13 protein-coding genes and 1 pseudogene are annotated in these 15197 nt (G+C 45.3%); 2 read left to right on the top strand and 12 right to left on the bottom strand.

Annotated elements, in window-relative coordinates:
* Positions 1 to 51 precede the first annotated feature (51 nt).
* The 5 genes from QEO93_RS00355 to QEO93_RS00335 form a co-directional block, all read right to left on the bottom strand.
* Positions 52 to 1845: a peptidoglycan D,D-transpeptidase FtsI family protein gene (locus QEO93_RS00355; RefSeq protein WP_044250468.1), complete on the bottom strand. Its 1794-nt coding sequence runs from the start codon at positions 1843 to 1845 to the stop codon at positions 52 to 54.
* A 134-nt stretch (positions 1846 to 1979) separates the two neighbouring features.
* The gene (locus QEO93_RS00350) at positions 1980 to 2243 is read right to left on the bottom strand and encodes a cell division protein FtsL (protein ID WP_032137910.1); all 264 of its coding nucleotides are present in this window, start codon (positions 2241 to 2243) and stop codon (positions 1980 to 1982) included.
* 14 nt (positions 2244 to 2257) lie between these two features.
* Positions 2258 to 3220: a 16S rRNA (cytosine(1402)-N(4))-methyltransferase RsmH gene (gene rsmH / locus QEO93_RS00345; RefSeq protein WP_032137911.1), complete on the bottom strand. Its 963-nt coding sequence runs from the start codon at positions 3218 to 3220 to the stop codon at positions 2258 to 2260.
* Complete coding sequence (gene mraZ / locus QEO93_RS00340) at positions 3217 to 3675, bottom strand: division/cell wall cluster transcriptional repressor MraZ (protein ID WP_032137912.1); 459 nt, start codon at positions 3673 to 3675, stop codon at positions 3217 to 3219. The genes rsmH and mraZ overlap by 4 nt, the downstream gene beginning before the upstream one ends.
* A gap of 366 nt (positions 3676 to 4041) precedes the next feature.
* Positions 4042 to 4767 (bottom strand): 16S rRNA (uracil(1498)-N(3))-methyltransferase, encoded by a 726-nt coding sequence (locus QEO93_RS00335; protein ID WP_032137913.1) that lies wholly within the window; start codon positions 4765 to 4767, stop codon positions 4042 to 4044.
* Positions 4768 to 4826: 59 nt separating this feature from the next.
* Between QEO93_RS00335 and QEO93_RS00330 the strand changes: the two genes are divergently transcribed.
* Complete coding sequence (locus tag QEO93_RS00330; RefSeq protein ID WP_032137914.1) at positions 4827 to 5621, top strand: inositol monophosphatase family protein; 795 nt, start codon at positions 4827 to 4829, stop codon at positions 5619 to 5621.
* Between the two features lie 142 nt (positions 5622 to 5763).
* Here QEO93_RS00330 and QEO93_RS00325 read toward each other — a convergent pair whose 3' ends face one another.
* The 3 genes from QEO93_RS00325 to QEO93_RS00315 all read right to left on the bottom strand — a co-directional run bounded on the left by QEO93_RS00325 (position 5764) and on the right by QEO93_RS00315 (position 8407).
* Positions 5764 to 6255, bottom strand: coding sequence for a hypothetical protein (locus QEO93_RS00325; protein WP_032137915.1), 492 nt, complete (start codon positions 6253 to 6255; stop codon positions 5764 to 5766).
* Between the two features lie 174 nt (positions 6256 to 6429).
* A complete protein-coding gene (gene gatB / locus QEO93_RS00320; RefSeq protein ID WP_032137916.1) occupies positions 6430 to 7860 on the bottom strand; it encodes an Asp-tRNA(Asn)/Glu-tRNA(Gln) amidotransferase subunit GatB in 1431 nt (476 codons plus the stop codon).
* Between the two features lie 46 nt (positions 7861 to 7906).
* The gene (locus QEO93_RS00315) at positions 7907 to 8407 is read right to left on the bottom strand and encodes a hypothetical protein (RefSeq protein WP_245190684.1); all 501 of its coding nucleotides are present in this window, start codon (positions 8405 to 8407) and stop codon (positions 7907 to 7909) included.
* Positions 8408 to 8495: 88 nt separating this feature from the next.
* On the opposite strand from QEO93_RS00315, the pseudogene QEO93_RS00310 reads away from it, so the two are divergent.
* Positions 8496 to 8671: pseudogene (locus tag QEO93_RS00310) on the top strand (IS1595 family transposase); the annotation flags it as partial.
* Positions 8672 to 8818: 147 nt separating this feature from the next.
* On the opposite strand, the gene QEO93_RS00305 reads toward QEO93_RS00310, so the two are convergent.
* From QEO93_RS00305 to QEO93_RS00290, 4 genes are all read right to left on the bottom strand, one after another.
* On the bottom strand, positions 8819 to 9190 hold the full coding sequence (locus tag QEO93_RS00305; protein WP_032137917.1) for a response regulator: 372 nt from the start codon (positions 9188 to 9190) through the stop codon (positions 8819 to 8821).
* 11 nt (positions 9191 to 9201) lie between these two features.
* On the bottom strand, positions 9202 to 11238 hold the full coding sequence (locus QEO93_RS00300) for an ATP-binding protein (RefSeq protein WP_052368841.1): 2037 nt from the start codon (positions 11236 to 11238) through the stop codon (positions 9202 to 9204).
* A 234-nt stretch (positions 11239 to 11472) separates the two neighbouring features.
* Positions 11473 to 13911 (bottom strand): heavy metal translocating P-type ATPase, encoded by a 2439-nt coding sequence (locus QEO93_RS00295; RefSeq protein WP_085815463.1) that lies wholly within the window; start codon positions 13909 to 13911, stop codon positions 11473 to 11475.
* A gap of 521 nt (positions 13912 to 14432) precedes the next feature.
* Complete coding sequence (locus QEO93_RS00290; RefSeq protein WP_085815461.1) at positions 14433 to 15185, bottom strand: amino acid ABC transporter ATP-binding protein; 753 nt, start codon at positions 15183 to 15185, stop codon at positions 14433 to 14435.
* Between the last annotated feature and the right edge of the window lie 12 nt (positions 15186 to 15197).

Below are 15197 nucleotides of genomic sequence, written 5' to 3'. Positions count from 1 at the left end.
TTTACGTAAACGACCTTTATCATGCAAAACGCACAACAAAGGTCTGTTTTATTATCGTGTAGCTACTTTTTCAGGCTGCGTTTCGTTAATATCAGTTTCGGTTACATAAGTAGGTTTTACGCCTAAAATTTTCAAACCACCACCCATGATTTCACGGAATGCTGGACCTGCCACTGTACCACCGTAGTAACCATTTCCGCTTGGTTCATCAATGGTTACAGCCACAATCAAGCGCGGATTTTCTGCTGGCGCAAAGCCCACAAAGCTGGCACGGTATTTGCCTTCATATTTACCGTCTTCTGCTTTTCGTGCTGTACCCGTTTTGGCTGCAACGTCAAAGCCTGGTACTGCGCCTGCCTGACCTGTACCACCTTTTTTGGTAATACTCATCATCATTTCGCGCATTTGACGTGCAGTGTCTGGTTTGATGATTTGCGTGCCTTCTGGGCGTTGAGTTTGTTTGAAAATGGTAGCTGGCATCAATTTGCCGTCCGTTGTGAAAATGGTGTATGCCTGCGCCATTTGCAACAAATTCACGGTAATCGCGTAGCCATAAGACATCACAGCGCGGTCTAGCTTGGACCATTGTGAAGCTGGTTTAATCGCTGCGCTTTGTTCGCCGCTCACACCCGACTTGGTTTTGCTACCAAATCCCACTTTTCTGAATTGCTGATACAACTCATCAGGTGAATACATCGCTGCGATTTTGCTTGTACCCACGTTAGACGATTTTTGCAAAATGCCTTCAGTGCTTAATGAAGGATAGCTGTGTGGGTCTTTAATCGTTTTACCTGACACTTCATAAGGCGAAGTATTAAACCAAGTATGGCGATTAATTTTGCCATCATCTAATGCTTTAGAAACCACAAAAGGTTTTATCACCGAACCAGGTTCCAGCGTTACACCCACTGCAAAATTACGCAAACTGTCTTCAGGATAAGCCTGATAAAAGTTTGCATCATAATCAGGCAAACTGCTCATCGCCAAAATTTCGCCCGTTTGCGCATCTAAAACCACCGCGCCGCCTGCTTTCGCATTAAAGTGTTTTAGCGTGGCGACTAACTGGTCGTGTGCCAACTGCTGAATGGAACTATCAACCGATAAAACTAATGTTTCCCCTGGTTGTGCCACCACATTATCAGGCGAATCAATCAATTCAACGATATTTTGATGGCGGTCGCGCAGAACCACTTGTTGCCCATCTTTACCTTTCAACGCTTCGTCTTGAGTGCGTTCAATCCCTTCCAAGCCTTTGCCTTCGCTATTGGCAAATCCCACAATATGCGAGAACAAGTTACCCGTTGGATAAGTGCGCTCAGTACGGTTTTCAAAACGCAAGGTGGGGATTTTTAAAGCCTTAAGCTGGTCAGCTTCATCTAAAGACAATTCTGCTTTAAATTTTACATACTGGCTTGAAGTATCTTGCAATTTTTGACGAACTTCTTTTTCAGGCAGCTTCAGAATTTTAGCCAATTTTGCAAACTGTTCATCGCTCACAATTTTCCAGTTCACGCTATCGCCAGCGCGTTTTGGTGTGTAAATAGCGCGCGGATTGAACGTAGCAATTTTCAAATAACGGCTTGCTGCCAAAATAGTGCCATTGCGGTCAGTAATCATGCCACGCAGCGCAGGTTCACGAATACTACGCACCACGCGGTCGTTACCAAACTTGCTTAATTCGTTGCGGTGATTAGCTTGAACCATAAAACTATAGCCAACCAAAACAAAAAACGCCCCACCAATAGCTACTAAAAGCCATGACAAGCGTTTATTGTTTTCCACCACCAGCCGCGTTTTTTCTTCTTTTTTTGCCATGTACGGCTTATATTCATTACGAATCAGCATATTATTTCTTTAAAAAACTACTATGGTTAATGCACTTATCTTTTAATATTGCGTTGCCAACGCCCTTATGTACTAGATGTACACGGCGGTCGCTGTCGCCTTATTATTAAAAAATAATTGCATCAACTACTAGGTTAAAATCTCAAAGCAACAGTTTCTTCAGGTTTCGGCTCGTGCATTTTCATTCTAGTCGCCGCTTCCATCACTTGTTTTTTATCAGAATACTTCGTTTGCTCATAAAGCAATTCCGCCCGTTCCTGATTCAAGCGAATTTCCTCTTCCTGCCCTTTACCATATAAATGCGTTTGCCGCTTAATGCCCATGCGTAAATCCGTCACATAAAGCGCAGACATCGTAACCGCAATCAACAAAATCAAATTAAATTTAGAAAACGTCATCTTTCCACTTACTTTCAGGCAGCCTGAAATTTAAATTCGCCACTCGTTCGCTCCGCCAGACGCAACACCGCAGAACGCGCTCGTAGGTTTGCCGCCAATTCCGCTTCACTTGCCTTAATCGCCTTGCCAATTGCCAACAAAGGCGGTTGCGGCAAATCCGCTTCACGAACCGCCGCCCATTTCGGCAGCGGCGCATGCGTAGAATATTGGCGGATAAACTGCTTCACAATCCTATCTTCCAAAGAATGGAACGAAATCACAGACAAGCGCCCACCCACATTCAAACGCGAGACAACTTGCGGCAAGACCTCCTTGACCTCGTCCAATTCGCGGTTAATAAAGATGCGAATGGCTTGGAAGGTGCGCGTAGCAGGGTCTTGTCCACGCTCACGAGTACGGACGCATTGCGCCGCGATTTGCGCCAACTGGTGGGTTGTATTGATGGGAGTTTTACCGCGTTGCGCGACAATGGCACGCGCAATCTGGCGACTAAACCGCTCTTCACCATAATTTTTAATTACCTCGTGTATTTCCAATTCATCAGCCACCGCCAACCATTCTGCCGCCGACTGACCGCGAGTGGTATCCATACGCATATCCAAAGGCGCGTCAAAACGGAAACTAAACCCGCGCGATGCGTCATCAATTTGCGGCGAAGAAATGCCCAAATCAAACAACGCACCATCAATTTTTTCAATATTCAAATCATCTAACGCAGCCTGAAAAGTCGCAAAGCCATTGTGAACCACGCTCACACGCTTATCATTTGCTGCCAACTCCTGCGCCACAGCAATCGCCTGAGGGTCTTTATCAAACACCACCAAACGCCCTGCTTCGCCCAGTTTTGACAAAATTAAACGCGAATGCCCACCTCGCCCAAACGTGCCGTCCACATAAACGCCATTGGGCTGAATATTCAGTCCATCAACCGCTTCATGCAGCAAAACAGTAATATGTTCAAAAGTTTGGTTCGTCATAATTGCAAATCAGTTTGGCTCAAATCAAAATCAAGTTCATCAGGGTCAATGGACAACGCGGCTTCTGTTTTTGCCAGTTTTTGTTCGCGTCCCCACAATTCCAAACGGTTCACGCGCCCAACCAGCATCACATCTTTATCAAAATTCACTAAACGCCGCAGATTGGCAGGCAACAGCACACGCCCTGCCCCGTCCAATTCCAACGTATCCGCATTATGCAACAACAAATTTTGATAAAGCTGCAAATTCGGCTTGCCTTTCACATTCAACGCAAGCAGTTGGCGTTCCACTTTTTCCCACTCACATTCAGGATACACCAGCAAACGGTCGCGGCTATCCAAAGTCGCCACCAGCGTATTTTCAGCAAATTCACGCGACAAAACATCACGGAACTTGGCAGGAATTGCCAACCGTCCTTTGTTGTCTATCGTTAATTCATGTGAACCGCGAAACATATTGCAGCCTGAAAAATAAGGTTAGAAAAATCAGAAAACGACACTTCGCACCACTTTCCACCACAACCCGACACTATAATAGAAAAACGCGTTTACATCAAACCACCAAAACGCAGCAAAACATCTGATTTAAACGAAAATTTTGTAAAAATGCAGCCTGAAAAATCATAATTCAGCCATGAAATTGCGTTTCAGTTATTGAATAATTAAAAATATTAAATAAAACAAATAGAAACCAAATTTGCTTATTTTGTAAGCAAATTTTTCCGACCATTTTCAGGCTGCACCTTTTACACAATTTAACCCGTATCACACACGCAAAAAGCAGCCTGAAAACTGATTTTCAGGCTGCTTTTTGTTACTCAATCAAATAAAATCACCCCACAACGTCTGCATTGCCGCAATCGCCGCCAAACTTGCTGTTTCCGTCCGCAGAACGCGTTTACCCAACGTAACTGCTTGAAAACCCACATCAAACGCCGCTTGCTCTTCCGCAACCGTCCAGCCACCTTCAGGACCAATCATCAAATGCACTTTTTCAGGCGCAGGCGCGATATTGCTCAGCGTGGTTGCGCGATTGAGGCTCATCAGCAAATGCAATTCATCGGGCGAAACTTGTCGCAAATAATCGCGCAAACTGATAATCGGCTGCACCACTGGCACAATATTTCGCCCACTTTGTTCGCAAGCGGAAATCACAATTTCTTGCCAACGCTGCACGCGCTTGTCCGCTCGCTCGCCCGACAATCGCACCACGCAGCGTTCGCTCAAAATCGGCTGAATGCTTGCCACACCCAATTCCACGCTTTTTTGCAGCGTGAAATCCATGCGATCGCCGCTGGAAATGGCTTGCACCAGCGTGATGTTTAGCTTGCTTTCGTGATTGGCGGCGGCAATTTCGGTTATGCGGCAAGTGGCTTGCCGTTTGCCCACTTCGGTTAATTCGGCGTGGTATTCGTTGCCATCGCCATTGAATAGCGTGAGTGCGTCGCCAGCATTGAGGCGCAAAACGTGAACGTGGCGGACGATGTTTTCAGGCAGCGAATAGTCGCTATAGTCGGTTAAGGTGTCGGTTAAATAAAATCGTGGCATTTTGTTTGATAAGGGAAAGTGTTAATATAATTACTTTATATTTTAACAAAATTCTACCGATGAAACCGATTGAAATGCTTGAAATGGCGGTTCGTGATGTTGCGGAGCGTGAAATTATGCCTTATTTTTTGAAAACGGCTTATTCGCACAAGGCGGACTGCAGCGTGCTTTCTCAGGCGGATTTGGCGGCGCAACAGGCGTTGGTTTTCAGGCTGCGTGAGATTATTGATGTGCCTGTTTTGGGCGAGGAAATGGCGGCTGATGTGCAGTTGCGTTTGTGGCGTGATTCGGCGGACGGTTTGTGGGTGATTGACCCGATTGATGGGACGAATAATTTTGTGAATGGAATTCCGCATTTTGCGGTTTCGGCGGCGTTTGTGCAGCAGAGTCGCACGCAAATGGGGTTGGTGTTTAATCCTGTGAGTGGCGAATGTTTTTCGGCGGTACGTGGCTTTGGGGCGTTTTTGAATGGCGAAAAGTTGCCGTTGCGCCGTGTGCCAAAAAAGCTGCGTGAAGCGATTGCTGGCGTGGATATGAAACGACTGCGCTCGGCGAAATTAGCCAGCAGCATTCATCATTTTGCGCCTTTTGGAACTTCGCGCTGTTTGGGTAGCAGTACGCTGGATTGGTGTTATTTGGCAGCGGGTCGCTATGATATTTATATTCACGGCGGACAAAATTTTTGGGATTACGCGGCTGGGGCGTTGATTTTTGAGGAGTCAGGTGGCTTGCTGACGACGCTGGAGGGCGATGATTTTTGGAGTGGTTTACATACGTTTAAACGCTCTGTGATTGCGGCTGGGCTGCCTGAATTGTTTGAGAGTTGGGTGGGTTGGATTCGGAAAAATCAGTGAATGTTTTTCAGGCTGCGTTTTGTATTGAAATGCAGCCTGAAAAAGGTTATTGCACATACCAAATGCTAGAATAAAACCGTTTATCTCTTTGTTCAAAAACGCTGACACTAGCAGGGATTTTGCCAACAAGATAGGTGATATATCAGCCAGTTGCGCTGTTTTCAAAAAACACGCTAACAGAATCTGCAAATTTCTGCGCTTTTTCGTCCCACAATGAATAATTGCCTTGATAAATTAAACGTGAAGCATAGCCTGTATTAGATGGTGAGAAAATGTACTGGCAGCCAAACTGATTATTGGGCGCAGGTTTCAACTGCTTCATCATTTTGGCAATATCAGGGGTTACATCTTCCAGCGTTAGCCCATGTTCCGCAGCAGAGGCTTCTGTGGGATATTCTTTTTTCATCTCTGCCAATTTGAAATTTTCATAGGCTTTGAGCATGGAAAGCGAAGTTAATAACATTACTTTTGCACCATCGTCAGAATAGTCGTACGTCAAAATCACGCAATCATTTTTGGGATACTGCGTAGCAAGCGGCAAATAAACCACGCTACTTTCGCCCATTTCGGGTTCTTTACTCTGATATTTTGGCGTGAAAAATTTATCCCAATCTGCTTGCTGCCATTTTTTCATAGGGAATGACTGGCACATTTTTAGGCTGTGGCGCAGATGTATTTTCAGGCTGGCAAGCCGTTAAAAATATCGCTAAGAACAAAAAAGAATGAATCATTTTCATCATATTGCTCCCACAAAAACAATTCAGGCAGCCTAAAAAAACTAATTCGTTTTCAGGCTGCCTGTTTATTTTTAACTCAATTTCGCTTTAACCAAATCCTGCACCGCAGTCGGATTGGCCTTGCCTTTGCTGGCTTTCATCACTTGACCGACAATCGCATTCAACGCTTTTTCGTTGCCCGATTTGTATTGTTCAACCGCTTTCGCGTTGTTCGCCAATACTTCATCAACCATTGCTTCAATCGCGCCTGTGTCCGTGATTTGAACTAAACCATGTTTTTCAATGATTTGCTCAATCGTGGCATCGGGTTCAGCCCACATCGCTTCAAACGCTTTTTTCGCCAATTTGCTGCTCAACGTGCCGTCCGCGATTTTGCCAACCAACGCCGCCAAACGTGCTGCTGTAATTGGGCTTTGCGCCAACTCTAAACCTTCTTTGTTTAAAGTTGCTGCCAATTCACCATTCATCCAGTTGGCAACCAATTTGCCTTGATTGCTCGCGCTCGCCGCTTCCGTGAAAAAAGCAGCCTGCACACGCGAACCCGTCAGCAAACGCGCATCGTATTCGCTCACGCCAAATTCATTCACAAAACGCACCGCCATTTCTTTTGGTAATTCAGGCATTTGCGCTTTGGCTTTTTCCATTTGCGCGTCCGAAATGATGACTGGCAACAAATCAGGGTCGGGGAAATAGCGATAATCGTGCGCGTCTTCTTTCAGGCGCATCACGCGCGTTTCGCCTTTGTCAGGGTCAAACAACATGGTTGCTTGTTGCACCTTGCCGCCGTCTTCCAAAATCTCAATTTGAGCTTCCACTTCGTAATTAATCGCTTGCTCCAAGAAACGGAATGAGTTTAAGTTCTTGATTTCACGGCGTGTACCAAATTCCGCTTGACCTTTTGGGCGTACCGACACATTCGCATCCACACGGAACGAACCTTCCGCCATATTGCCATCGCAAATATCCAACCAAGTTACCAAACCGTGCAAGGCTTTCGCATAGGCAACTGCTTCTGCCGCCGAACGCATTTCAGGCTCGGAAACCACTTCCAACAAAGGCGTACCTGCGCGGTTCAAGTCAATCCCAGTCGCGCCGTTTAAGCCCTCGTGAACGGATTTACCTGCGTCTTCTTCCATGTGGGCGCGAGTTACGTTAATCATTTTCACGTCATTGCCAACCACGATTTCTAATTGACCATGTTCCACGATTGGCAAATCTAACTGGCTGATTTGATAGCCTTTTGGTAAATCTGGGTAGAAATAATTTTTGCGGTCAAACACATTTTTTTGATTGATTTTCGCGTTCAGAGCCAAGCCCAATTTAATCGCCTTTTCCACGACTTCGCGGTTCATTACAGGCAACACGCCAGGTAAAGCGCATTCTACAACGCTGGCGTGAGCATTCGGTTCTGCGCCAAAAGCAGTGCTTGCACCGCTAAAAATTTTGGATTTGGTGTTGAGTTGAACGTGGATTTCTAATCCGATTACGGTTTCCCAAGTCATTGTTTTGTCTTTCTTTTGTATTTTAAAAGTTTTAAGAAATGGTGTTTCAGGCTGCCTTCATTCGCTTATTCAATTCTTGAATCACAACGCTGCTGTTTGTGCCAAACGAAATGCCATCATTGCTTTGTATCATGCGTTCCAAATTCAGGTAAATGTGTTCGCCTTGTTGCGTGGTTATGATGATGCCGATGTCTTTATCATATCTTCTTCTGTTATCTGCACGCTCAACATACCAATGCACTGCTTTGGCTATATCTGTATATTTCAGGCTGCCTGAGAAAGGGTAAACGCAAAAATGTACGTCATCATTGTCTAAATAAATAAATTCAGATGGATTGCGCCAATACCAATATATTTCACTGCTCATTTTATGTAGGATATAAACAAGTAAAGCGACAAATGCTGCTAATAATAACCAAGATTCACCAATAGGTAAAAGCCACACAAAATAAGCTACCAATAAGGTTACGGCTAAACTCGCTGCCCCAAAAATCAACCAACTGATTCTGTGATTTTTAAATTGCCATTGTTGCACAGGAAAATTCATTTTATTCCCCCATTAATTTTCAGGCTGCCTATGTGATAGCGTATGAAAATACACTATAGTCAATGCCCTTATCTTTTAATACAGCGTTATCAATGGAATTGAGAACTTTTGGAACCAAGCAAAAGTCATTTACGTAAGTTTAACGGCATTCCCAAAGAGCATTTTGAGCTGTATTTAAAGGCGTGCGAATGGTGTTTTAACAACAGTGAGATAAAAGTTAAAATTTCCGTTTTAAAACAATTAGTAAAATCGAGTTTATCCTAGTCATCTAGGACAGCCCCAAAAATAATTGCATCAACTATATTTTTTTCAGGCTGCCTTTATATAAAAAAGCAGCCTGAAAATGGTGTGCATATTATAACAGCCCTATCGATGTTCTTTCTATCGTTAGGGCTGTTTTTATTCGCGAAATTACTGATTAGCAACCAACTGTTGCAACGCTTCAGCCAATTCTTCATCGCGGAACGGTTTGTTCAAGAAACCGCGCGCGCCGTAGCTCAATGCCAGCAAACCTGTGTATTCGTCAGACAATGCAGAAATCACGAGAATATTTACGTTTGGGTCAAGCGTCATCAAAGACTGCACGCATTCCAAGCCGTCCATTCCTGGCATGGTAATGTCCATGGTTACAAATTGTGGGCGTGTTTTTCTGAATTGTTCCACAGCTTCGTTGCCGTTTGATGCGGTAGCGACGACTTCAAATTGAATGTCGCTGCCTGCTAAGCCGCGTTCGATGCGGTTACGAATCACGTTAGAATCATCAACAATCATTAATCTATACATACTGATTCTCCTTATAAATCAATTACAAAACGTGTGAACTGTTTTGAAACGGTGTGTACTTTAAATTTAGCGTGCAATTGGTTAATGCGTTCTTTCACAATATCCATGCCCACGCCACGACCTGCGTCTTCATCGGAATGGGTGTGCGTGGTGAAGCCTGGTTCAAAAATCAGTTGCAACAAGCGAGAATGCTCCCACGCTGCCAATTCTTGTTCGCTGGCTAAACCCATTTGGGCGGCTTTGGCGCGAATCAGCTCAAAGTCCAAACCTTTGCCGTCATCTTCCACAATCAGGCGCACATTGCCGCTGTTTTGTTCGACAAACAATTTCACTGTGCCTTCGCGTGATTTAGACAAAGCAGCACGTTCTTCAGGCTGCTCGATGCCGTGTACCACTGAGTTACGCAGCAATTGAATCAGCACATCTTTCCACGCTTGCAATTTGTCTGGGTGTTGGTCAAAGTATTCCATGCCACGCGCATCTAATGCGGCGATTTTGTTGTGGCGACTGGCAATTTCTTGCACAAATTTTTCAAATAATGGGGCAATGCCTGTTTGCGCCGCAGAAGTTTTTTGTGAACCTGTGGCTTCTGAAGGCTGCATTTTACTGTGCCATTCACGCGCTTGCAGTACCAAAGTCAGCAAGCCTTCTAAATCGACTACAGCACCTAAGAAATCGTTACCCGCCAAGCGGTCTTTATCCATCAATTTTTTAACAGCATCTTCAAACACTTCTGCTTTGCTGACGATTAGTTTTAGTTTCAGGGCAGACGCTTCGCCTTTAATCCCGTGAATATCGCGCGCAATGCTTTTGGCTTTTTCGCGCAAGTCGTATTCATTGTTTTCAGGCTGCTTCAGAGTGGTGTTGATGTCGTTCAGTGTTTGTACTGCGCCGCGCAAGAACGCTGCCATCATGCTGTAATCTGCGTTCATCAAGTGGCTAATCATTTCCGCTTGTTGGTTGGCTTGTTCTTGTTCGCGTTGCAATTGTTCTTCCAAACGTGCTGCGTCGGTAATATCGCGCACGCTGACCAGCACTTTGCTAATGGCGTTGTCTTTCACCACGCGTGAGAAGTTGAATGCTAAGGTGCGTGGTTCTTCATTATTATTTTGCACTTCCACGCGGCGCAATGGGTTCAAACCTGCAATCAGTTTTTCCACCACTCGCGCGTTGTAAAGCTGTTCTACAAACAATTTCAATGCGTTGCGTTTTTTGTCAGATGTGAGCATGTCGCTCGCCATTTCGAAGAAGTTGTTACCTGCTACGCGTTGTTGCCCCAAAATTTCTTCCAAAGCGCGTGAGTGTTGATGACCCACGTTCATGTCTTTGTCCAACAAGAACAAACCTTCTGATACTGAGTCCAAAATATCGCGCGTTTCTTGACGAGCTTTTTCCAGCACCACATCGGCTTTTTGCATTTGGCGAATGAAATAGAACACGAACACGCCAAAGAATGCCACCAGCAAGCCTACACCAGCCATTTGAATGTAACGTTCTTCACGCGCGGTTTGACGATAATCGTCGGTAAGCGATACCACCATGTTATCGACTGCGGTATAGACATTTTCTTGTTGTGCAGCAGCGAAATCAGACAAGGCTTGATAATCGGCATTTTCTTGCCCCAAGATTTGTAGCTGTTGCTGATAAGTTGCCCACAATTTTTTGACTTCTTCGTATTGTGCCAATGTTTTAGGGTTGTCGATTGGGTACACAGTGGCTTCTTTTTCACCTGCTGCGTCAAACTTACCGCCCACTTTAATCAAATCGAACATTTTATTGACTTGTTCGTTGGCGAATTTTACGGATTTGATGCTTTCATCAAGCGTTTTTTGATGCAATTGTGCGTTTCGCAAACGGTGAATATTTAAGCCTACGTCATACGTATAGTCACTCAGCTCACCGATGGCGTTGATTTGCATGTTCAAACGCGATTCTTTTACAGATAGTCGATAGTTTGTAACCAACACAATGCTAATCCGCACCAAAAATATACCCACGGCAAGCGTAATCGCGCGATATTTACCGCCGCCTTGTTTTACTTCAGACATGATTTCTACTCCAAATTATCCTGATTATAGATTTATGTAATGCTTGATTATATCTGTCAAAATTTCTATTAACTTGATGTAAAACAATAGCATTTTATTTACTCAGCCATAAATCACTCGTTAATGACTTAAGTCAAACAAAATTTGCAAAGAACATTTGTTGCTGATTTTTTCAGTTTGAAGATAGAAATGCAGCCTGAAAGATAATTTTAGGCTGCATTTTTCAGGCTGCAATTATTTCCTTAACCGCAATGCATTCCAAACCACCAACAACGAACTCGCACTCATCCCAATCGCCGCCATCCACGGCGTAACATGCCCCAGCACTGCCAACGGCACAACTGCCACGTTATACACCAGCCCCCAAAGCAAATTCTGCCGAATCACATTCTGCGTTCTGCGCGACTGATTCAACATCATCGGCAACGCGGTCAATTCATCGTTCAGCAACACAATATCCGCGCCGTCTCGCGCCACGTCCGCACTACCAGCCACCGCCGCCGACACATTCGCTGCTGCCAATACAGGCGCATCGTTAATCCCATCGCCCAGCATAAACACGCATTTGCCCTGCCCTTGCAATCGCTGCACATACGCCAATTTGTCTTCAGGCGATGCCGCCGCGCAACGGTTCGCAATCCCCAATTCGTCCGCCAACTGATTGACCGCCGCCGCGTTATCGCCACTCAACAAATGCACGGCGATATTTTCGCGCTGCAAATGCTGAATAATCGCCGCCGCGTCCGTTTTCACTTGGTCGCGCAGCAAAAAGGCAGCCTGAAAACCTGTTTGATTGCCCAATGCAATCACGCTGCCTTTTTCGCTCAATGCTGCCAATTTTTCAGGCAGCGTTCCTGCGATTTCTGCGACAAAATCAGGTTTACCGATTGACCAAATTTGCGTGTCGCCGTTCAACGTAATTTGCGCGGAAACGCCGTTGCCAATCTTGTTGATTTTATTTTGAATCTGAATGCTGCCTGAAAATTCATTCGCCAAACCCAACACAGCTCGTGCAATCGGGTGTTCAGAATGCTGCTCCAATAATTGCACCACCGCCACCAGTTCCGCCGTTTTCAGGCTGCCTGAAAAAATCTGCGTTTCCACAATGGATAATTGCCCAGTCGTCAGCGTACCAGTCTTATCCAAAACCGCATCGCTAACCTGCGCCAGCGTTTCCAGCGCATGACCACGCGCCACCAACACGCCGCCATTTGCCAATTTGCCCATGCTCGCCGCCAACGCCGCAGGGGTCGCCAACGACAACGCGCACGGACAAGTAATCACAAGCAACGCCACGATAATCCACACCGCTTGCAAAATATCCGCGAAATACCACCACGCGAAAAAAGTCGGAATCGCCAACACAATTTGCGCCAACGTAAACGCGCCAGCATATTTTTCAGCCAGCACCGCCAAACGCGGTTTTTGTGCCAATGCACGGTCAAGCAGTTTCACGATGTGCGCCAATCGTGTTTGGTTGCCAACTTGTTTTGCTTGGATAATCAAGGGACTGCCAACATTCAGCGTCCCAGCCGTAACCGTGCTGCCTGAAAATTTGGCAATCGGCACGGATTCGCCAGTTAACATCGCTTCGTTAATTTCACTTTCGCCACGCAACACGGTGCCGTCCACAGGCACAATTTCGCCAGCGCGAACCAAAATCACATCGTCAATTTTCAACGAAACCACCGCCGCTTCTTCGCTGGTTTCATCGGGAAAATGGCGCAACTGATGACAAAACGCTGGCACAAGTTTAACCAAACGCTCCGCCGCATCGCCTGCTTTTCGCCGCGCCGATTGCTCCATAAATCGCCCAATCAGCAAAAAAAACACCAGCATGGCAATGCTTTCAAAATACAAGCCCTGCCCCGAACCGTGATACAACGCGCCCAATCCTGCGATAAACGTCAGCGTAATCGCCATCGCAATCGGCGTATCCATGCCTGTGCGTTTGTTGCGAAAATCACGCCACGCGCCCATGTAAAACGGTTGCGCGGAATAAAACATGGTCGGCAGCACCATTAAAAAGCCACCCCAATGCAAAATCGTCAAATATTGCGATTCAATGTCGCCATACAAATAAGTGGGCAACGCAAACATCATCGTTTGCATACTCGCCAGCCCTGCAATCGCTAGACGGATTAACATTTGCTTGCGCTCGCGTGTGGTTTGCGCTTCTAATTTTTGCGAATCATAAGGCGCGGCGGAATAGCCTGTTTGCTGAATCAAGCGCAAAATGCCCGATAGCTGAATTTGCGAATCGTCCCAACGCACACGCACGCGCTGAGTGCTGTAATTCAATTCCGCGCGCACAATGCCAGCGCAACGCAATAATCGTTGTTCAATCAACCAAGTACACGCCGCGCAAGTGATGCCGCTCAACATCAACATGGCTTCTTTTTCGTTTTCAGGCAGCATTTCCACGAAATCGGCTTGCATTTCGGGTAAATCGTATAATTTTAATTGCGCCAAAATTTCGTCAGGCGGCAAAGCGGCTTGTTCGGCGTTAGCGGTGCGGTTTTGGTAATAATTGCCCAAGCCAGCGTCAATAATGCCTTGCGCGACCGATTGGCAACCCAAACAGCAAACGGCGTGTTCGTGTTGTTCGTATTGAATGGTTAAATGAATATTGTCGGGAACGGGCAAGCCGCAGTGGAAGCAGTTTTTTGACATGGTGTTTTTTCTGTAAAAATTTTCAGGCTACATTTTACTAGCAAAAAAAGTTTCAGGCTGCGTTCTAAGAATAAAACGCAGCCTGAAAATAGAATTAAGCAGATTCTGTTTGATGCGACCAATCGGTTTGTGATTGCAGTATCAACATAAATATCAGCAATAAAATGATGAGTGAGATGGCATGAAAAACGATATGGCAATTGCTAAAATCCATAGGCGATAAACGTATGATGGCGTTATGCACCATCAGTTCAAAATCATCTACGATTTCAGAATGAATGCTGGTAAACATGGCTGGGTTAATTTGTTAATTTCCGTTAGAATACATCAGGATTATAATTTTTATCTAGTTAAACTATGAATTTTTCAAAAAACGGGCAAAAAAAATAATATCTAACTGTTAAAATTAGACATTATGTATAAGTTTGCGTTGTATTTTTGCGACTTTTAGACAAATACGATTTACTGTCTTACAAAAAATCCCAGCTTCAACATTTATTCAAAGCTGGGATTTTTTCACTTTAAATTTCGTATTCAATGCGATTCAAGAAACTTTTTGTGCGTTCGTGTTTTGGGTTCGTGAGCAATTCCCTTGGCGAACCTTGTTCCACAATCACACCGCCATCCATCACAATCACCACATCAGCCACATCAAGCGCAAATTTGATTTCGTGAGTAACGACCACCATTGTCCAACCTTCATTCGCCAGTTCCTTCATCGTATTTAGCACATCTTGCACCAATTCAGGGTCCAGCGCGGAAGTGGGTTCGTCAAACAACATCAATTCAGGCTGCAATGCCAACGCGCGCGCAATGCCCACGCGCTGTTGCTGACCGCCTGATAATTGGTGCGGATACAAATCAGCTTTGTCGCCCAAGCCCACTTTGGCGAGCAATTTGTGCGCTTCTTCACGCGCCACGTCTTTGCTTTTGCCTTGCACTTGCACGGGCGCTTCCATCACGTTTTCCAGCGCGGTTTTGTGTGGGAATAGGTTGTATTGTTGGAACACCATGCCTGATTTGCGGCGCAACGCCAAAATGTCTTTTTTGCTCGGTTTCTTAGCAAAATCAATGCTGACAATCGGTTCACGTTCAAAGCAAATTGTGCCTTGTTCGGGCGTTTCCAGCGCGTTCAGGCAGCGTAAAAATGTGGTTTTGCCTGAGCCTGAAGGTCCTAAAATCACAACGACTTGACCTTTTGTGATGTCTAAATCAATGCCGCGCAAAATGGTGTTTTTGCCAAATGTTTTTTGAATATTTTTAATTTGAATCATGGGAATTTTCCT

It is taken from the genome of Kingella negevensis, assembly GCF_030177895.1.
In the GTDB taxonomy this organism is placed as follows: Bacteria; Pseudomonadota; Gammaproteobacteria; order Burkholderiales; family Neisseriaceae; genus Kingella_C; species Kingella_C negevensis.
The sequence above is the reverse complement of the archived record's forward strand: the minus strand, read 5'-3'. Positions and strand labels throughout refer to the sequence as shown.